Below are 19,034 nucleotides of genomic sequence, written 5' to 3' on the forward strand. Positions count from 1 at the left end.
CGCCGCCAGGGCGCCTTCCGCTATGCCTGCCACGTTGTCACCTGCGGGTGCGTGGGGGTTGTTCGCGCAGTTCCCCGCGCCCCTTAGGGGGCGCGGGGAACTGCGCGAACGGCCACGGACTACCCGCACCCGGCGACGGCGGCCCGCAGCCAACGGCGGGGAACCGAACGGCTCCCCGTCGGCAGGCGTCAGCGCTCTTCGACCGGTACGAAGTCGCGCTCGACGACGCCCGTGTAGATCTGGCGGGGGCGGCCGATGCGGGAGCCCGGCTCTTTGATCATCTCGTGCCACTGGGCGATCCAGCCCGGCAGGCGGCCGAGGGCGAAGAGGACCGTGAACATCTCGGTCGGGAAGCCCATGGCCCGGTAGATCAGACCGGTGTAGAAGTCGACGTTCGGGTAGAGGTTGCGCGAGACGAAGTAGTCGTCGGAGAGCGCGTGCTCCTCCAGCTTCAGCGCGATGTCCAGCAGCTCGTCGGACTTGCCGAGGGCCGAGAGGACATCGTGCGCCGCCGCCTTGATGATCTTGGCGCGGGGGTCGAAGGACTTGTACACCCGGTGGCCGAAGCCCATCAGGCGGACGCCGTCCTCCTTGTTCTTCACCTTGCGGATGAAGGTGTCGACATCGCCGTCACCGGCCTGGATGCCCTCCAGCATCTCCAGGACGGACTGGTTGGCGCCGCCGTGCAGCGGGCCCCACAGCGCGTTGATGCCGGCCGAGATCGACGCGAACATGTTCGCCTGGGACGAGCCGACCAGACGGACCGTGGAGGTCGAACAGTTCTGCTCGTGGTCCGCGTGGAGGATGAGCAGCTTGTCGAGGGCGGAGACGACGACCGGGTCGAGGTCGTACTCCTGCGCGGGGACCGAGAAGGTCATGCGGAGGAAGTTCTCGACGTAGCCGAGGTCGTTGCGCGGGTAGACGAACGGGTGACCGATCGACTTCTTGTACGCGTACGCGGCGATCGTCGGAAGCTTGGCGAGCAGCCGGATCGTGGAGAGGTTGCGCTGCTTCTCGTCGAACGGGTTGTGGCTGTCCTGGTAGAACGTGGACAGCGCGGAGACGACCGACGACAGCATGGCCATCGGGTGGGCGTCGCGCGGGAAGCCACGGTAGAAGTTCTTGACGTCCTCGTGCAGCAGGGTGTGCTGCGTGATGTCGTTCTTGAAGACGGTGAGCTCGTCGACGGTGGGCAGCTCGCCGTTGATCAGGAGATAGGCGACCTCGAGGAAGGTCGAACGCTCGGCCAGCTGCTCGATCGGGTAGCCGCGGTACCGGAGGATGCCCTGCTCGCCGTCAAGGTATGTGATGGCGGATTTATACGCGGCCGTGTTGCCGTAGCCGCTGTCCAGGGTCACCAGACCGGTCTGGGCGCGAAGCTTCCCGATGTCGAAGCCCTTGTCGCCGACGGTGCTGTCGATCACCGGGTAGGTGTACTCGCCGTCGCCGTACCGCACTACTACAGAGTTGTCGCTCACGTCATCCCTCACCGACGTTGTGCCTCTTCTTCGAGGTTGCCCTGACTGTCTCTACCATCCCCCATTTGGCGCAGGTGAGTGCACTCGGGGTCGACCATTGGGCCCATCGGCGGCACTGAGTGCCGCCAACTTGCTCATCCTGCCGCCTTCGTCACGGTTGGGGAAGTGCCCTGTGACCTTTGTGACTCATTTGATCGATCATTTTTTGTGGTCGCTGGTCATTGACGGGTGCCACCGGCCTCACCGGCTCACTGCCCCGCGAGGCGGAAGTCCAGCGCCGTGCAGCGGCGGCCCGCGGACACCGTGCGCACCGCCTGGCCGATCGCCTTGCGTGAACCGACGAGCACGACCAGCTTCTTCGCGCGGGTGACAGCCGTATACAAAAGGTTCCGCTGAAGCATCATCCATGCTCCCGTGGTGACGGGGATCACCACGGCGGGATATTCACTCCCCTGTGAACGGTGGATCGTCACCGCGTACGCGTGGGCCAGTTCGTCCAGTTCGTCGAACTCGTACGGCACCTCCTCGTCCTCGTCCGTCAGCACCGTGAGGCGCTGGTCCACCGGATCGAGCGAGGTGACCACCCCCACGGTGCCGTTGAAGACACCGTTCTCCCCCTTCTCGTAGTTGTTGCGGATCTGCGTGACCTTGTCGCCGACGCGGAAGACCCGGCCGCCGAACCGCTTCTCGGGGACGTCGGGGCGGCCCGGGGTGATCGCCTGCTGGAGCAGACCGTTGAGCGTGCCCGCGCCGGCCGGGCCGCGGTGCATCGGCGCGAGCACCTGGATGTCCCGGCGCGGGTCCAGGCCGAACTTGGCGGGGATGCGGCGGGCGGCGATGTCCACGGTGAGCCGGCCGGCCTCCTCGGTGTCGTCCTCGACGAAGAGGAAGAAGTCCTTCATGCCGTCGGTGACCGGGTGCTGCCCCGCGTTGATCCGGTGCGCGTTGGTCACCACACCGGACTGCTGGGCCTGCCGGAACACGCGCGTGAGGCGCACGGCGGGCACCGGGCCGCCGTCCGCGAGGAGGTCGCGCAGCACCTCGCCCGCGCCGACGCTCGGCAGCTGGTCGACGTCCCCGACGAAGAGCAGGTGCGCGCCCGGCGCCACGGCCTTCACCAGCTTGTTGGCGAGGAGCAGGTCCAGCATCGACGCCTCGTCGACCACCACCAGGTCGGCGTCCAGCGGGCGGTCCCGGTCGTAGGCCGCGTCGCCGCCGGGCCTGAGCTCCAGGAGCCGGTGCACGGTGGACGCCTCGGCGCCGGTCAGCTCGGCGAGACGCTTGGCGGCGCGGCCGGTGGGGGCCGCCAGTACGACCTTCGCCTTCCTCGCCTTCGCCAGTTCCACGATCGAGCGGACCGTGAACGACTTGCCGCAGCCCGGGCCGCCGGTGAGCACGGCGACCTTCTCGGTCAGCGCGAGCTTCACCGCCGCCTCCTGCTCGGGCGCGAGCTCGGCGCCGGTGCGCCGCCCGAGCCAGGCCAGCGCCTTGTCCCAGGCCACGTCACGGAAGGCCGGCATCCGGTCCTCCGGTGTGCGCAGGAGGCGCAACAGCTGGGCGGAGAGGGACAGTTCGGCGCGGTGGAAGGGGACGAGGTAGACGGCCGTGACGGGCTCGTCGGTGCCGTCGGGCCCCGGCACCTTCTCCCGTACGACACCCGGATCCTCGCCCTCCTCCGGGGGCTCGGCCAGTTCGGCGAGGCACTCGATGACCAGGCCGGTGTCGACCTGGAGCAGCTTCACCGCGTCGGCGATCAGCCGCTCCTCGGGGAGGTAGCAGTTGCCCTGGTCGGTGGCCTGCGACAGCGCGTACTGCAGGCCCGCCTTGACCCGCTCCGGGCTGTCGTGCGGGATGCCGACGGACTGGGCGATCTTGTCGGCGGTGAGGAAGCCGATGCCCCAGACGTCGGCGGCCAGCCGGTAGGGCTGGTTCTTCACGACGGAGATGGAGGCGTCGCCGTACTTCTTGTAGATGCGCACGGCGATGGAGGTGGACACCTCGACGGTCTGGAGGAAGAGCATGACCTCCTTGATCGCCTTCTGTTCCTCCCAGGCGTCGGCGATCTTCTTCGTGCGCTTCGGACCGAGCCCCGGGACCTCGATCAGCCGCTTGGGCTCCTCCTCGATGACGGTGAGGGTGTCGATGCCGAAGTGCTGGGTGATCCGGTCGGCGAAGACCGGTCCGATGCCCTTGACCAGGCCGGAACCGAGGTAGCGGCGGATGCCCTGGACGGTGGCCGGCAGCACGGTCGTGTAGTTCTCCACCGTGAACTGCTTGCCGTACTGGGGGTGCGACCCCCAGCGGCCCTCCATGCGGAGGGATTCGCCGACCTGCGCACCGAGCAGCGCCCCCACGACCGTCAGCAGATCGCCGGCGCCTCTGCCGGTGTCGACCCTCGCGACCGTGTAGCCGTTCTCCTCGTTGGCGTACGTGATGCGCTCGAGGACCCCCTCGACCACCGCCTGATTGGACATGATCCGACCGTACCGGTGGGGTCTGACATCACGATCCGGTCTCGGGGTATTGCCTCCCGCCGTGTAATCGATTCCAATCCTCAGTGCACGGGGTCGTGTAATCGATTCCACGAGTTCCACAAGGAGGTGGAGCGGCGATGGCGAGCATCAAGGACGTCGCTGCCGAGGCGGGGGTCTCCGTCGCCACGGTGTCGCGGGTCCTGAACGACCATCCGTCGGTCAGCGACGACGCACGCACGCGTGTGCTGGCCGCCGTCCAGACGCTGGGCTACCGCCCGAACGCCGTCGCCCGGTCGCTGCGCACCGACCAGACCCACACCCTCGGCCTGGTCATCAGCGACGTGATGAACCCGTACTTCACCGAACTGGCCCGCTCCGTCGAGGAGGCGGCCCGCGCGCTCGGCTACAGCGTGATCATCGGGAACGCCGACGAACGGCCCGACCTCCAGGACCACCACGTACGGACCCTGCTGGACCGCCGTATCGACGGCCTCCTCGTCTCCCCCACCGACGGCGGCTCCCCGCTGATGCTGGACGCCGCGCGCGGGGGGACGCCGATGGTGTTCGTCGACCGGTGGATCCCGGGCGTCGAGGTGCCCGTGGTGCGGTCCGACGGACGGGCCGCCGTACGGGACCTCGTGGCGCATCTGCACCGGCTCGGGCACCGGCGGCTCGCGATCATCGCGGGCCCGGCGGCCACCACGACCGGGCGCGAGCGCGTCGACGCCTTCCGGGAGGCCCTCGCCGCGTACGGTCTCGGCCTCCCCGACGCCTACATCGGCCAGGGCGACTTCCAGGCCGAGAGCGGACGCCGGGTCACCGAGGGCTTCCTCGACCTGCCCGAGCCGCCCGAGGTCGTCTTCGCCGCCGACAACCTGATGGCACTGGGTGCCCTGGACGCCGTACGCGCGCGTGGGCTTCGCGTTCCGGAGGACATCGCACTGGCCGCGTTCGACGACATCCCGTGGTTCGTGCACACCGATCCCCCGATCACCGCGATCGCCCAGCCCACGGGCGAGCTGGGGCGCGCCGCCGTGCGCGCGCTGGTCGACCGGATCGAGGGGCGGCCCCCGCAGTCCGTCACTCTCCCCGCCCGGCTCGTCGTACGCCGCTCCTGCGGCGAACCCGGCGAGTCCCCCGCAACGAACAGGAGCCAGTCGTGAGCAACGCGGACGAGTTGCTGCGCATCGAAGGCATACGCAAGACCTTCCCCGGTGTGGTCGCGCTCGACGGCGTCGACTTCGATCTGCGCCGGGGCGAGGTGCATGTGCTGCTCGGTGAGAACGGCGCGGGCAAGAGCACCCTGATCAAGATGCTCTCCGGCGCCTACCGCCCCGACGCCGGGCGGATCCTGGCCGACGGGGCGGAGGTGCGCATCCATGGCGCGCAGGACGCCGAGCGCCTCGGGATCGCCACCATCTACCAGGAGTTCAACCTCGTACCCGATCTGACGGTCGCCGAGAACATCTTCCTGGGGCGCCAGCCGCGCCGCTTCGGGATGATCGACCGGAAGACGATGGAGGCCGAGGCGGCCGTTCTGCTGGAGCGGGTGGGCGTCGACGTCCCGCCACGCGCGCGTGTGCGTGAACTCGGCATCGCGCGCCTCCAGATGGTCGAGATCGCCAAGGCGCTGAGCCTGAACGCGCGCGTGCTGATCATGGACGAGCCGACCGCCGTGCTGACCTCGGAGGAGGTCGAGAAGCTCTTCGCCATCGTGCGCAAGCTGCGCGAGGACGGCGTGGGCATCGTCTTCATCACGCATCACCTGGAGGAGATCGCCGCCCTGGGAGACCGGGTGACGGTCATCCGCGACGGCAGGTCCGTCGGGCAGGTGCCCGCCGCGACGCCCGAGGACGAGCTCGTACGGCTCATGGTGGGCCGTTCCATCGAGCAGCAGTACCCACGCGCGCGTGCCGACAAGGGCGCCGCCCTGCTGTCCGTCGAGGGCCTCACCCGGGACGGCGTCTTCCACGACGTCGGCTTCGAGGTGCACGCCGGTGAGGTCGTCGGCATCGCGGGGCTCGTCGGCGCCGGGCGTACGGAGGTGGTGCGGGCCGTGTTCGGCGCGGACCCGTACGACCGGGGGACCGTGAAGGTGTCCGGCGCCCCCGTGCCCCGGTCCGACGTGAACGCGGCCATGGCGGCCGGGATCGGGCTTGTGCCCGAGGACCGCAAGGGCCAGGGGCTGGTGCTCGGGCAGTCGGTCGAGGAGAACCTCGGCCTGGTGACCATGCGGGCCGCGACCCGGGGCGGCCTGGTGGACCTGAAGAGCCAGCACACCGCCGCCGCACGGATCGCCGAGCAGCTCGGCGTGCGGATGGCGGGCCTCGGCCAGCAGGTGCGCACGCTCTCCGGCGGCAACCAGCAGAAGATCGTCATCGGCAAGTGGCTGCTCGCCGACACCAAGGTGCTGATCCTCGACGAGCCGACGCGCGGAATCGACGTCGGCGCCAAGGTCGAGATCTACCAGCTGATCAACAAGCTCACGGCCGCCGGGGCCGCCGTCCTGATGATCTCCAGCGATCTGCCCGAGGTGCTCGGTATGAGCGACCGGGTGCTGGTGATGGCACAGGGGCGGATCGCCGGCGAACTCCCGGCCGACGAGGCCACACAGGACGCCGTGATGGCGCTCGCAGTAAGCAACCCCGTTACCACCGAACTGGAGGCCGGTCGTGGCCGCTGACACGCTCAAGAGTTCGACGGGCGCCGGTGGCGGCGCCGCGGCGGTCCGCCGTCTGCTGCTCGACAACGGCGCGCTCACCGCGCTGATCGTCCTCGTCATCGCCATGTCGGCGCTGTCGGGGGACTTCCTGACCACCGACAACCTGCTGAACGTCGGCGTCCAGGCGGCCGTGACCGCCATCCTCGCCTTCGGTGTGACCTTCGTGATCGTCTCGGCGGGCATCGACCTGTCGGTCGGCTCCGTCGCCGCCCTGTCGGCCACCGTGCTGGCGTGGAGCGCGACACAGCACGGCGTCCCGGTCGTCATAGCGGTGCTCCTCGCCGTCGCGACCGGCATCGCGGCCGGTCTGGTGAACGGTTTCCTCGTCGCGTACGGCAAGCTGCCGTCGTTCATCGCGACGCTCGCGATGCTGTCGGTGGCGCGCGGGCTGTCCCTGGTGATCTCCGAGGGCTCCCCGATCGCCTTCCCCGACTCGGTCTCGCACCTCGGTGACACCCTCGGCGGCTGGCTGCCGGTGCCGGTGCTGATCATGGTCGCCATGGGGCTCGTCGCGGCCTTCGTGCTGGGCCGGACGTACATCGGCCGCTCCATGTACGCCATCGGCGGCAACGAGGAGGCGGCCCGGCTCTCCGGTCTGCGGGTGAAGAAGCAGAAGCTCGCGATCTACGCGCTGTCCGGCGTGTTCGCGGCCGTCGCGGGCATCGTGCTCGCCTCCCGGCTGTCCTCCGCGCAGCCGCAGGCCGCCGACGGCTACGAACTGGACGCCATCGCCGCGGTCGTCATCGGCGGCGCCTCCCTCGCGGGCGGCACCGGCAAGGCGTCCGGCACCCTGATCGGCGCGCTGATCCTGGCGGTGCTGCGCAACGGCCTCAACCTGCTCAACGTCTCCGCGTTCTGGCAGCAGGTCGTCATCGGTGTCGTCATCGCGCTGGCGGTGCTGGTCGACACGGTCCGCCGCAAGGCCGGGGCGACCCCTGTGGCAAGCGGGGACGGAATCGGTGGCGGCAAGGGCCGGCAGGCGGTGACGTACGGGCTCGCGGCCGTCGTCACCGTGGCGATCGTCGGCGCGACCTCCTTCCTGCACAACGGCTCGTCGTCCGCCGCGAACCCGAGGATCGGGCTGGCGCTGTCCACCCTCAACAACCCGTTCTTCGTGCAGATCCAGTCGGGCGCGAAGGCGGAGGCCCGGCGGCAGGGCGTGGACCTGACGGTCACCGACGCGCAGAACGACGCCTCGCAGCAGGCCAACCAGCTGCAGAACTTCACCAGTTCCGGCTACGACTCGATCATCGTCAACCCGGTGGACTCGGACGCGGCGAGCAACTCGGTACAGGCCGCCGGCAAGGCGGACATCCCGGTCGTCGCGGTCGACCGGGGCGTCAACAAGGCCCCCGTCGACACGCTGGTCGCCTCCGACAACGTCGCGGGCGGTGTACTCGCCGCCAAGACGGTCGCCGAGAAGCTGGGCGGCAGCGGAAGGATCGTGATCCTCCAGGGCCAGGCGGGCACTTCGGCCGCCCGGGAGCGCGCGGAGGGCTTCGCCAAGGGGCTGAAGGCCTACCCCGGGATCAAGGTCCTGGCCCAGCAGCCGGCCGACTTCGACCGCACCAAGGGCCTCGACGTGATGTCGAACCTGCTCCAGGCCCACCCGGACGTCCAGGGCGTCATCGCCGCGAACGACGAGATGGCGCTCGGCGCGATCAAGGCGCTGGGCTCCAAGGCCGGAAAGTCGGTACAGGTCGTCGGATTCGACGGAACCCCCGACGGGCTCAAGGCCGTTGAACAGGGGACGCTGTACGCGTCCGTGGCGCAGCAGCCGTCCCAACTGGGCAGGATCGCCGTGGACAACGCGCTCAAGGCGCTGCAGGGCAAGAAGGTCGAGGAGACGGTGAAGGTGCCGGTGAAGGTGGTCACGAAGGAGAACGTGGCGGGGTTCAGCGGCTGAGATGGGCATCGGCGAGGAGAGTCTCATGTACGACTACGACCTGCTGGTCGTAGGGTCGGCCAACGCCGACCTGGTGATCGGCGTCGAGCGGCGCCCGGCGGCCGGGGAGACGGTGCTCGGCGGCGACCTGGCCGTCCACCCCGGCGGCAAGGGCGCCAACCAGGCCGTCGCGGCGGCCCGTCTCGGGGCCCGTACGGCACTGCTGGCGCGGGTCGGTGACGACGCGTACGGCCGGCTGCTGCTCGACTCGCAGCGGGCGGCCGGGGTCGACACGGTGGGCATGCTGGTGGGCGGGGCGCCGACCGGGGTCGCGCTGATCACGGTGGACCCGTCGGGCGACAACAGCATCGTGGTGTCGCCGGGCGCCAACGGCCGTCTGACGCCGGTGGACGTCCGGGCCGCCGGCTGTCTCTTCCACACATCCCGCGTGGTGTCGGCCCAGCTGGAGATCCCGCTGGAGACGGTCGAGGAGGTCGTACGACAGCTGCCGCCGGAGGCCCGTTTCGTCCTGAACCCGTCCCCGCCGCGCCCGCTCCCCACCGCGGTGCTGGCCGCCTGCGACCCGCTGATCGTCAACGAGCACGAGGCGAAGGTGATCCTCGGCGAGGCGGCCGTGTCCATCACGTCCGACGACCCCGAGGACTGGGTGCGGCTGCTGCTCGCGAAGGGGCCGCGGTCGGTGGTGGTGACGCTGGGCGCGGAGGGAGCACTGGTGGCGTCCTCGAAGGAGGTCGCGAGGATCCCGTCCGTCCCGGTGACCGCCGTGGACACGACGGGCGCCGGCGACTCCTTCACGGCGGCGCTGGCGTGGAAGCTCGGCACGGGCGCGTCCCTGACCGAGGCGGCGGCATACGCGGCGCGGGTGGGGGCGGCGGCGGTCACCCGGCGGGGCGCACAGGAGTCGTTCCCGACGGCGGAGGAGGTCGAGTCCCTGTGCTGTGCCCAGCCGGGGGACAACCCCCGGACCCCCGGCCGAAAAGCGGGCAGCGTACCCGGACACGACCGGCAAGGTGAGTCCCTGTGAAGAAGGCCGGGATTCTCAACCGTCATCTCGCCGGGGCGCTGGCCGAGTTGGGGCACGGGGACGGGGTGCTGGTGTGCGACGCGGGCATGCCGATACCGAACGGGCCCCGGGTGGTCGACCTCGCCTTCCGGGCCGGGGTGCCGTCCTTCGCGGAGGTCGTGGACGGGCTGCTCGCCGAGCTGGTCGTGGAGGGGGCGACGGCGGCGGCGGAGGTACGGGAGGCGAATCCGGCGGCGGCCGGGCTGCTGGCGGGCCGCTTCACCGAGCTCGCGTATGTCTCGCACGAGGAGTTGAAGGAGCTGTCGGCGGGTGCCCGGCTGGTGGTCCGCACGGGCGAGGCACGGCCGTACGCGAACGTCCTGCTGCGCTGTGGGGTCTTCTTCTAGCTAGGGACGCAGTTGCCATGGCCGGGGACTGGCCTGGAGGATGGCGCGTATGAATTCGATCATTGAGGGAAGTTCCGCGCGCCCGCCGATGACCGTGGGCTTCGACCTCGATATGACGCTTGCCGACGGCAGGCCGGGCATCAAGGCGGTGCTGGACCGGTTAGCCGCGGAGACCGGTGTGAGCATTGACAGCGACCTGGCGATCACGCGGGTGGGGCCGCCGATCGAGGAGGAGCTGGCCCACTGGTTCGAGGCCGCCGAGGTGAAGGCGGCCGCCGACCGGTACCGTGCGCTGTTCCCCGAGTTCGGCGCCCCGGTCGGCACCGTGCTGCCGGGCGCGCTGGAGGCGATTGCCGCAGTGCGCGGTCGGGGCGGCCGGGCGGTGGTGGTCACCGGCAAGTTCGAGTCCAATGCTCGGCTCAATCTGGCCTCGTTGGGTATCGAGGTCGACGAGGTCTTCGGCTCCGTCTTCGCCGATCGCAAGGGAGCCGTCCTGCTGGAGCAGGAAGCCTCCGTCTATGTCGGCGACCATCTCGGCGACATCAAGGGCGCCCGGGCGGGAGACGCGCTCGCGGTCGCCGTGGCCACCGGGCCATACAGCGCGGACGAACTGCGCGCCGCGGGCGCCGACGCCGTTCTGAACGACCTGACGGAATTCCCCGCCTGGCTTGACGGACATCTCGCTGGCGTCTGAGCGGACCACAGGCCGCGCAATCAAGTCCTTTCTTGGCCATGAATGACTTGATCGTGCGGCCTGTAATCGTAAACCTGTAAATTAACCCCCTACCCTGTGATCCACATCACGGGAGGCACTCTTCCGGGCCCGGCATCCCCTGCTTATGCTCTTCGAGGTTGCACGAACAGAAATTCAGAAATTCCTTCGGCGGATTTACGGATCGAGGAGGAAATAATGAAAATCGGAGAGCAACGAAAGAGCGGGGACAACGTTCCCGTATTCCGGGACTTTCGTTCCGGCGTGGCATTCCGCGATGTGATGCCGGTACTGGCCGATCCCGAGACGTTCAGTGAGGCACTCGATGACATCGCCGGGTGGGCCGCCCCTCTGGCGCCGCAGTTGGTGGCCGGTATCGACGCCCGCGGGTTCATCCTCGGCGGCGCCCTGGCGGCGCGGCTGAACTGCGGATTCCTTGCAGTCCGCAAGGAGGGCAAACTGCCCGGCGCCACGGTGGGCAGGACGTTCTCCGGCGAGTACGCCACCGATCGAATCGAGGTGCGCAGCGACCTGGTGGCGCCCGGCACCCGTGTGCTCATCCACGATGACATCGTTGCCACCGGGCACTCGGTCCGGGCGGCTACGGAGATCCTCACGGAGCTGGGAGCCACCGTCGTGGGCATCACCTGCCTTGTCGAGAAGGCCTTCCTCGGCGGCCGTTCACGCAATTCGGAGGCGCCATTCTTCGCTGTCTACTCGTTCGATTCGTGAGGAGTTTTCATGCCTGAGAGGGTGCGAAAAACCCCCGTACAAGCGCGCCTCGAACGATTATGGAGCGCGCGACTCCAGCTGTCTCCCATCGGACTGCAGGATGATTTCTTCGAACTCGGCGGCGACTCGCTCACGGCCGCCGAGCTGCAATCCGATATAGACCGTGAATTCGGTGTGGAGATATCAGCGTCCACCCTGTTCCTCTCCCCGACCATCACCGAACTGGCCGAGGCGATCGAAGCCGCCGTGACGACCGGCCCCCGGATCGGTGCGCAGCCGCTGGAGGACGTCTCATGACCACCGACATCTCCGTGGATCTCACCGACCCTGCCCTGTACTCCGAGGGCGAACCCCACCACGTCTGGCACGAGTTACGGGTCCACGCTCCCGTACGCCGGCAGCCTGTGCCGGAGTCGGACACCTGGTACTGGGCGGTGACCCGGTACGCCGACGTGGAGAGGGTGCTGCACGATTACACGTCGTTCACCTCCGAGCGCGGCACGCTGCGCAATCTGCTCGGCCAGGGCGGTGACCCGGCCGCAGGCCAGCAACTGGCCGCGACCGACCCGCCCCGCCACGATCGGATGCGCACGCCCCTGAAGAAGGCCCTCGCGGCCCGGCCCCTCGAGGCGTACGCCGACCGCATTCGCGCAGGCATCCGCGACCTGCTCGCCCCCGGCGCGGACGGGGACGCCTTCGACTTCGCGGAGGCGATGTCCCGGCTGCCTCTGGTCGCCCTTGCCCCGATCCTGGGCCTGCCCGTCGGGGACCATGCGCGGCTCATCCGGCTGGCCAATATGTCCACCGCGGAGGAGGACCCCGAGTTCCAGCTCCCGGGCGGCATCGCACCGACTCTCAAACAGGGGCACCGGGAGATCTTCGCGTACTTCTCGGACCTGGTCCGACACCGTACCCGCGTCCCCGGCGACGACCTCATCACCGCGCTGATCGGCACCGAGGTGGACGGCGAACGCCTCTCGACCGGTTCGGTGATCTCCAACTGCTACAGCATGCTGTTGGGTTCGGCCGGCACTCTGCCGCACGTCCCCACCGCCGCAGTCCTGGAGCTGGCGGGTACCGATGCCTATGCCGATTGGGCCGCGCACCCCGAACTGCTGGACTCCGGAGTAGAGGAGGCGCTGCGCTGGGCCACCCCGGCGAGCAACTTCATGCGTTATGCGTTGCACCCGCTGGAACTGTCCGGGGTGCGCATCGCCGAGGGCGACGCCGTGGTCGCCTATCTCGCGGCGGCCAACCGCGACCCCGACATGTTCACCGACCCCCAGGTGTTCGACATCCGGCGCCGGCCCAACCGGCACCTTGCCTTCGGCGTCGGGCACCACTACTGCGTCGGATCCCACCTGGCGCGGCTCGCCCTGCGGCTGCTCTTCACCGAGTTGTTCGCCCTGTTCTCTGCCATCGACGTCGTCGGCGAACCGGAGCGGATGCAGTCGACGTTCCTGTCCGGCTTCAAGCGCGTCTCCGTGATCGGACAGCCCCGGCGCGAGCGGCTGGAGGAGCGCGAGTGACCGACGTGACCACGGCCGGGCCGGCTGACTGGACACCGGATATTCCGGTCGAACCGCTCGATGCGCCAGGGCACATCCTGGATCTCCTTGAGCCGCTGCGCGGTCCCGACATCGCCGTAGTGGACGCCGACGGCGCACTGACCTACGACGGACTCGGCGAGCGCTCGGCGGCGATCGCCGCGGCCCTGCGGGCGGCCGGAACCCGGCCCGGCGATCCGGTGGTGGTGCACACCCGCCTCTCCCGCTGGGCCATCGCCGCAATGCTGGGGGTCCTGCGGGCGGGCGCCCGGTACGTGCCGATCGACGCGGCTTTCCCAATCGAACGGCAGCGTTACATGGCGACGGCGAGCGGCGCCCGGCTGGCGGTGACCGAACCGGGGCTGCCCGTTACACTCGACCGTCTCCAAACGATTCCCGCAGACACGGCCGGCGCGATCGAGAGCAGTGCGCAGAGTCCGCAGGTCGTCCATGGCCCCCTCGCCTATACCTGCTTCACCAGCGGTTCCACGGGTACCCCCAAGGGGGTCACCGTCTCCGCAGCTGCGCTTGCCGCCTCCACCGCGGCACGGCTCGCGTACTACCCGGAACCGGTCACAGCGTTCCTGCTCTGCTCGTCGATCTCCTTCGACAGCTCTGTCGCCGGCATCTACTGGACGCTCGCGTGCCACGGCCGCATCGTCATCCCCAGTGACCGCCCGGCCGACCTGGCGGCGATCGGCCGCGCGGCACGACACCACCGCGCCTCGCACTTGCTGATGCTGCCGTCTCTGTACTCGATCGCGCTGGGCGGCGGAGCCGAGCGGTTCGCCACTCTGTCGGCGGCGATCGTCGCGGGGGAGGCCTGCCCACCGGAACTGGTCCGGCAGCACTACGCCGCTCTCCCCGGCACGCGGTTGTACAACGAGTACGGGCCCACGGAGTGCACCGTGTGGAGCACCGTCCACGCCTGCTCCCCCGATGATGCGGACCTGGCGGACGTGCCCATCGGCCGACCCGTTCCGGGGACGCTCCTGTATGTGCGGGACACCGACGGCCGGCCCGTGCCGGCCGGCGGAACCGGCGAGCTGTGTATCGGCGGTCCGGGCCTGGCCGAGTCCGTGCCCGGTCCGTACCGCACTGGCGACCAGGTGTCGGTGACCGCGGACGGGGAACTGCGATTCCACGGCCGGACCGACCACCAGCTCAAGCTCGGCGGCGTGCGGATCGAACGGACCGAGGTGGAGCAGGCGTTGCGGGCCCATCGAGATGTCTCCGCGGCAGCCGTCGGACTCGGCAGGGCCGGGGGCCGCAAGCGGTTGGTCGGCTTCGTCATACCGGCTGGCACCACCGTCGACTCCCGCACGATTCGCGCCCATCTCGTCGAGCGGCTGCCCGCTGTCGCAGTGCCGTCCCGTATCGAGCCCCTGTCCGGGTTCCCGTCCCTGCCCAACGGCAAGCTGGACCGCGACGCGCTGGACCGGCTCGCCGAGGCGGTGCTGGCCGAGAAGCCCTGAGCGGTGAAGAAACGCACGGAAAGGAGATGTCATCGGTGCGAGCGACGCCTCCCCGTTGGCTGATGTGCCGACAGCGGCGACCGTCGGCGAAGCTGCGGCTGTACTGCTTCCCCCACAGCGGCGGCTCACCCGGCGAGTACCTGCGCTGGTCGGACCGGCTGCCGGCGGATGTCGAGGTCTGGGGCGTCCAACTGCCCGGTCGTGGAAGCCGGTTGCGTGAGCCACCGTTCACCGGGATACCGGAACTCGTCGAAGCGCTGGTCGACCAGGCGGAATTCCTGGGACCGTACGCGTTCTTCGGGCACAGCATGGGAGCCCCCCTCGCCTACGAGACAGCCCTCGCCCTGCGCGAGCGAAGCCGGACCGGACCTCGCCAGCTGTTCATGTCCGTCAACGCGCCGCCGCATCTGCACCGCCCGGGTCTGTCCCTGTCCGAGCTGACGGAACCGGGCTTCGCAGCCCGCGTCGAGAAGCGGTACGGGCCGCTGCCGCCCGGCCTGGCCGACGATCCGGGCCTGCGTGAACGCTATCTCGCCACCCTGTACGCCGACTTGACGGCCGTGGCCGCGTACCGGCCCGCACCGCAGGCACCGTTGGACTGCCCGGTACTGGCGCTGGGCGGTGCGCAGGACTGGGAGAGCGAGGACCGGCTCGCAGAATGGCGGCGCCACACGACCGGCCCGTGCGAAGTGCGGATCCTGCCCGGCGGCCACTTCTATTTCCGGGACCGGCCCGACGCCTTCTTCGACGCCCTGTCGGACCGTCTGACCCACCTCGCCCATGGCCTGCCCGACACCCGTTCCACCAACCCGTAGGAGACACCGTGCCCGACGAGATCATCGACCTGCGCAGTGACACCGTCACCAAGCCCACCGCCCCGATGCGGGCCGCCATGGCAGCAGCCGAGGTCGGCGACGACACCCTGGGCGAGGACCCCACCGTGATCCGTCTGGAGCAGATGCTCGCCGACGCCTTCGGGTTCTCCGCGGGCCTCTTCCTGCCCAGCGGGGTCATGGCCAACCAGCTCGGCCTGCGGCTGCTGGTGCCGCCCGGGCAGGAGCTCCTGGCCGACGCCTCCTCTCACTTCCTCCTCTACGAGGACGGGGGCGTCGCCTGGCACGGTGGCATCCTGACCCGCACGGCCGTGTCCGAGAACGGGCTGCTCGACCCGGCCGTACTCGCCCGGTTGATCCGGCCGACCACCCCGTACGGCACCGGCACCAAGGCCGTAGCGGTGGAGAACACCCACAACGCCGGCGGAGGCGTGGTGTATCCGCTTGCGACCCTTCAGGAAATCCGGCGCGTCACCCGCGAGGCAGGGGTGGCCGTGCACTGCGACGGTGCGCGCCTGTGGAACGCCCACGTCGTCTCCGGCGTCCCCTTCGACGCGTACGGAGCCTGTTTCGACACACTCTCCCTCTGCGTCTCCAAAGGGCTGGGCGCACCAGCCGGCACGGTTCTGCTCCTCGACGCCGACCGGCTGGAGGAGGCGCGGGTCATGCGCCACCGTATGGGCGGGTCGATGCGGCAGACCGGGATCCTGGCCGCGGCCGCCATCCACGCCTTCGAGAACCACGTGGAGCGCATGGCCGAGGACCACGCGAACGCGAAGACGATCGCCGGTGTGCTGAACGACAGCGGCCTGGACGTGGGCACACCCGAGACCAACATCGTGTTCGTACAGGTGCCCGACGCAGGTAAGGTGCAGGCAGCCTGCATGGCAGCCGGGGTCAAGGTCTCCGTCATGGCCCCGACGACGGTACGGCTGGTGACACACCTGGACGTCTCCGCGCAGCAGTGCGAGAGGGCGGCGTTCACGGTGGCCAAGGCCGTCTCCGAGGCGGGGACGCAGGCCTGAGCCTCGCCGGTCCCAGATCACCCCGAAAGGCCCGAGGTGCCCTTACGAGTCTGGCTGTCTGCCCGGTTCTTCCTGTTCTTCCTGACCTGGAGTTCGTACCTCTCCTACTGGGGCGTCTGGCTGCTGGCGTCGGGCTTCCGGGCCACTCAGGTCACGATGGTGGTGACGGTGGGGCTGGTCGCACGGTCGTTCTCCATCGCCTTCCTCTATCCGCTGCTGTGCCGACTGACCTCGCTGCGGCGGCTGTCGAGGCTGCTGGTCTGGACGGCGGCAGGGCTGAGCACCCTGTATCTGACCGACCCGGGGTTCGGGCCGATGATCGCGGTGTCGGTGCTGGTCGGCATGGCCTACCCGCTGTTGATGCCGCTCAGCGAGACGCTGGCCACCATGGGCGCGGCCGACGGTCATGTGGACTACGGGAGCGTCCGCTACTTCGGTTCGGCGGGGTTCATCGTCGGACTCGGCATCTCCGGGGGCATCGAGCGGCAGTTCGGCGACACGGCGCTGGTGTACGTGTTCGTCGTGGGGTGCTCCGTCATGGCCCTGGCCGACCTGGTGCGGCCCAGCGAATTCCCCGAGGGCCACACCGCCGTGGCGGGCGGCGGGCGGCGGCGTCTGCTGCGGCAGCCCGGTTACGCCCTCGCACTCGGCAACTCGGTCCTGCTCCAGGGCGCGCACGCCGCGTACTACGCCTTCGGGGCCGAGTACTTCCGCACGCTCGGCGTGTCCAGCGTCCAGGTCAGCCTGATGCTGGCCCTCGCCGTCGCATGCGAGCTGCTGCTGTTCAAGTACGCGGGACGGTTCCTCGGCCGGCACTCCGTCCCGGTGCTCTTCGCGGCGGCTGCCGGGGCCTCCCTCCTCCGCTGGGGCCTGCTCGCGCTGCCGGTCCCGGTGGCTGTCGTCGTCCTGACACAGACTCTGCACGCCGGCACCTTCGCCCTCACGCACATCGCACACGCCCGCTCGGTGCAGGAGCACGTACCCAAACACCTCTGGGCTACCGCCCACGGCCTGTACGCGGCTCTCGCGATCAGCCTCGGCGTGGCAGCCGTCACCACCGTCACCGGCCCCCTCTACGCCGTCTCCCCGCACTGGGCGTTCTTGTGCATGGCCGCCGTCTGTCTGCCCTGCCTGTGGCTGGCTCGAGTTCAGACACGTGCCTTCGCGGGCGCGGGACGGGCCGCTCAGATGGCGATCTCCCCGCCGGAGGAGTCCCACGCGTGAACGGTGTCGATGCTCCAAGTGGTCCCCGGGGGCGAGCAGGTGCTCCGCACCCCGGGTTCAAGGACGCCGGTGATCGCCGTGGCATGGCCGGCCTGGATTCTGAACTTCATCGCGCTCACCAGTTGTTGAGTAGCCGACGTGAGGCTTCTGTCCTCCTGTCCCCCAGTTCGGGACCCACCGCACCGAGCGACATCCCACGGGCCTTGGCAATGGCCTTCGCGGCGGGCGTCTCCGTCTTGACAAGGTCCGAGACGCATTGAGGTGGCCGGGACTCCCGCGGCATGAGGCCGACAGAGCCTGCGGAAAGGCTTCGAGGGACCCGGTCCGTCGACCGGGTCCCTCGGCTTACCCCCTCCGTCAGAACCCCCGCGATCCCCCCGGATCCCCCTCCAGAAGCTCTGACGTCATGTACGACACGGGTAGGAGGGAGAGGGTTGCACGGCTTCCCAAGATTCTTTCCGGGCCGGGCCTCAGCGGCGGGCGTGGCGGATCTTCAGGCGGCCGAAGCCCATGGTTCCGGAGATGCGGATGGTCGGGCCGCCGGGGCGGGAGCCGGGGCGGGGCTTGTAGCGGGTGTCCTTCCAGCCGGTGTGCAGGCCCTCGATGTCGACGATCGCGTCGCGAGGGACCGTGATCTTCGCCCGGCCGGTGCCGAGTTGCAGCTCGATGTCGACCACCGGATGTTCGAGGACGGCCCGGGACAGGTCCAGGCGCACGTTGCCGTACGCGGACTCGACCTTGAGGTTCCGGGGCACCCGCCACACGCCGCTTCGCTTGATCCGGCCCGCTGCGGCGCCGATCGTGGACGTCGTGGCCGCCTTCTCCGGCGGGAGCGACGCCACAGCCGACACCAGCTCGCCGTGCGTCCTGGCGGTGAGTACCTGCTGGAGGCCCGCGTCCATCTCCTCGTGCGAGATGTGCCCTTCGGCGTACGCCTCCTGAAGGCGCCGCACGGCCGTGTCACGGTCGTCCTCGCTGACGGGTGGCGACGGGTGTTCCGGCAGAGACGTCACCTTTTCAGCTTAGTCCCCTGGGCGGGCGCCCGTGGCGAGCCGCGCTCCCCGGCTCTCCGCGACGCGCGTGACGTCCCGCAGGCACTCGGTGAGCCGCCGGGCCAGATAGCGCAGCTCACCGTCGGTCGCCCGCCCCTCCGCGAGGAGCGCGTCGGCGTGGGCCAGCAGTCCGGCGGCCATGGCGAGCTGGACGCCTTCGATCTCGTCGGCGAGGCGCGAAACGTATCCCGTGCCGTCGCCCACGACATAGCAGGGCTTGCCCTCAGGGCTCGGCCAGGGCAGCAGACGCGGTGCGCTCACCCGCCGCCCCCTTCCCGGGGGAGGAACAGCGAGCCGAGACCCACTCCTCGCACCTCGACCGACGGCTCGGGTGTCGAGCGTCGGTGCCGTCGGGTCCGGGAAACCAGTGTCAGTAACGGCCTGAAAAGCCCGGCGATGGGATGGAACACGTCGACCCCGCCTCCTCGTGGTTGCGCTGTGTTG

17 protein-coding genes are annotated in these 19,034 nt (G+C 69.7%); 13 read left to right on the plus strand and 4 right to left on the minus strand.

The annotated features are described in order from the left end of the window. Positions 1–188: 188 nt before the first annotated feature. Both ACFPIH_RS46465 and recD2 read right to left on the minus strand, forming a co-directional pair. A complete protein-coding gene (locus ACFPIH_RS46465; protein WP_381170574.1) occupies positions 189–1,478 on the minus strand; it encodes a citrate synthase in 1,290 nt (429 codons plus the stop codon). Between the two features lie 248 nt (positions 1,479–1,726). Continuing rightward, on the minus strand, positions 1,727–3,952 hold the full coding sequence (gene recD2 / locus ACFPIH_RS46470) for an SF1B family DNA helicase RecD2 (protein ID WP_381170572.1): 2,226 nt from the start codon (positions 3,950–3,952) through the stop codon (positions 1,727–1,729). 137 nt (positions 3,953–4,089) lie between these two features. On the opposite strand from recD2, the gene ACFPIH_RS46475 reads away from it, so the two are divergent. From ACFPIH_RS46475 to ACFPIH_RS46535, 13 genes are all read left to right on the plus strand, one after another. Next, complete coding sequence (locus tag ACFPIH_RS46475; protein ID WP_381170570.1) at positions 4,090–5,115, plus strand: LacI family DNA-binding transcriptional regulator; 1,026 nt, start codon at positions 4,090–4,092, stop codon at positions 5,113–5,115. Continuing rightward, positions 5,112–6,635, plus strand: coding sequence for a sugar ABC transporter ATP-binding protein (locus tag ACFPIH_RS46480; RefSeq protein ID WP_381170568.1), 1,524 nt, complete (start codon positions 5,112–5,114; stop codon positions 6,633–6,635). The genes ACFPIH_RS46475 and ACFPIH_RS46480 overlap by 4 nt, the downstream gene beginning before the upstream one ends. Continuing rightward, positions 6,625–8,580 carry an ABC transporter permease/substrate-binding protein gene (locus tag ACFPIH_RS46485; RefSeq protein WP_381170566.1) on the plus strand — a complete coding sequence of 652 codons (1,956 nt, stop codon included), beginning with the start codon at positions 6,625–6,627 and terminating at the stop codon, positions 8,578–8,580. The genes ACFPIH_RS46480 and ACFPIH_RS46485 overlap by 11 nt, the downstream gene beginning before the upstream one ends. 25 nt (positions 8,581–8,605) lie before the next feature. Continuing rightward, positions 8,606–9,604, plus strand: a complete 999-nt coding sequence (locus ACFPIH_RS46490) for a ribokinase (protein WP_381170564.1) — start codon at positions 8,606–8,608, stop codon at positions 9,602–9,604. Beyond that, positions 9,601–9,990, plus strand: coding sequence for a D-ribose pyranase (gene rbsD / locus ACFPIH_RS46495; protein WP_381170562.1), 390 nt, complete (start codon positions 9,601–9,603; stop codon positions 9,988–9,990). Before ACFPIH_RS46490 ends, rbsD begins: the two co-directional genes overlap by 4 nt. Before the next feature lie 40 nt (positions 9,991–10,030). After that, the gene (locus ACFPIH_RS46500; RefSeq protein WP_381170560.1) at positions 10,031–10,684 is read left to right on the plus strand and encodes an HAD family hydrolase; all 654 of its coding nucleotides are present in this window, start codon (positions 10,031–10,033) and stop codon (positions 10,682–10,684) included. Positions 10,685–10,900: 216 nt separating this feature from the next. Beyond that, positions 10,901–11,434 (plus strand): adenine phosphoribosyltransferase, encoded by a 534-nt coding sequence (locus ACFPIH_RS46505; protein ID WP_381170558.1) that lies wholly within the window; start codon positions 10,901–10,903, stop codon positions 11,432–11,434. Between the two features lie 9 nt (positions 11,435–11,443). After that, positions 11,444–11,731, plus strand: coding sequence for a phosphopantetheine-binding protein (locus ACFPIH_RS46510; protein WP_381170556.1), 288 nt, complete (start codon positions 11,444–11,446; stop codon positions 11,729–11,731). Beyond that, positions 11,728–12,963 carry a cytochrome P450 gene (locus tag ACFPIH_RS46515; RefSeq protein WP_381170554.1) on the plus strand — a complete coding sequence of 412 codons (1,236 nt, stop codon included), beginning with the start codon at positions 11,728–11,730 and terminating at the stop codon, positions 12,961–12,963. Before ACFPIH_RS46510 ends, ACFPIH_RS46515 begins: the two co-directional genes overlap by 4 nt. Continuing rightward, the gene (locus ACFPIH_RS46520) at positions 12,960–14,456 is read left to right on the plus strand and encodes an amino acid adenylation domain-containing protein (protein WP_381170552.1); all 1,497 of its coding nucleotides are present in this window, start codon (positions 12,960–12,962) and stop codon (positions 14,454–14,456) included. Before ACFPIH_RS46515 ends, ACFPIH_RS46520 begins: the two co-directional genes overlap by 4 nt. A gap of 35 nt (positions 14,457–14,491) precedes the next feature. After that, the gene (locus tag ACFPIH_RS46525; RefSeq protein ID WP_381170550.1) at positions 14,492–15,271 is read left to right on the plus strand and encodes a thioesterase II family protein; all 780 of its coding nucleotides are present in this window, start codon (positions 14,492–14,494) and stop codon (positions 15,269–15,271) included. Positions 15,272–15,279: 8 nt separating this feature from the next. Continuing rightward, positions 15,280–16,314 (plus strand): threonine aldolase family protein, encoded by a 1,035-nt coding sequence (locus ACFPIH_RS46530; protein WP_381170548.1) that lies wholly within the window; start codon positions 15,280–15,282, stop codon positions 16,312–16,314. Between the two features lie 36 nt (positions 16,315–16,350). Beyond that, complete coding sequence (locus ACFPIH_RS46535; protein WP_381170546.1) at positions 16,351–17,538, plus strand: MFS transporter; 1,188 nt, start codon at positions 16,351–16,353, stop codon at positions 17,536–17,538. 470 nt (positions 17,539–18,008) lie between these two features. Here the strand turns inward: ACFPIH_RS46535 and ACFPIH_RS46540 are convergent, their stop codons facing one another. Both ACFPIH_RS46540 and ACFPIH_RS46545 read right to left on the minus strand, forming a co-directional pair. Beyond that, a complete protein-coding gene (locus tag ACFPIH_RS46540) occupies positions 18,009–18,551 on the minus strand; it encodes a DUF1707 SHOCT-like domain-containing protein (protein WP_381170544.1) in 543 nt (180 codons plus the stop codon). Positions 18,552–18,560: 9 nt separating this feature from the next. Further along, positions 18,561–18,851, minus strand: a complete 291-nt coding sequence (locus ACFPIH_RS46545; RefSeq protein ID WP_381170542.1) for a hypothetical protein — start codon at positions 18,849–18,851, stop codon at positions 18,561–18,563. Positions 18,852–19,034 lie beyond the last annotated feature (183 nt).

It is taken from the genome of Streptomyces vulcanius (assembly GCF_042653945.1).
Lineage (GTDB): Bacteria > Actinomycetota > Actinomycetes > Streptomycetales > Streptomycetaceae > Streptomyces > Streptomyces mangrovi.

Excerpts from the sequence above, each read along its gene's own strand:
- recD2 (WP_381170572.1), bottom strand. The coding sequence starts at position 3,952 with ATGTCCAATCAGGCGGTGGTCGAGGGGGTCCTCGAGCGCATCACGTAC.
- ACFPIH_RS46475 (WP_381170570.1), top strand. The coding sequence starts at position 4,090 with ATGGCGAGCATCAAGGACGTCGCTGCCGAGGCGGGGGTCTCCGTCGCC.
- ACFPIH_RS46490 (WP_381170564.1), top strand. The coding sequence starts at position 8,606 with ATGTACGACTACGACCTGCTGGTCGTAGGGTCGGCCAACGCCGACCTG.
- ACFPIH_RS46500 (WP_381170560.1), top strand. The coding sequence starts at position 10,031 with ATGGCGCGTATGAATTCGATCATTGAGGGAAGTTCCGCGCGCCCGCCG.
- ACFPIH_RS46505 (WP_381170558.1), top strand. The coding sequence starts at position 10,901 with ATGAAAATCGGAGAGCAACGAAAGAGCGGGGACAACGTTCCCGTATTC.
- ACFPIH_RS46510 (WP_381170556.1), top strand. The coding sequence starts at position 11,444 with ATGCCTGAGAGGGTGCGAAAAACCCCCGTACAAGCGCGCCTCGAACGA.
- ACFPIH_RS46515 (WP_381170554.1), top strand. The coding sequence starts at position 11,728 with ATGACCACCGACATCTCCGTGGATCTCACCGACCCTGCCCTGTACTCC.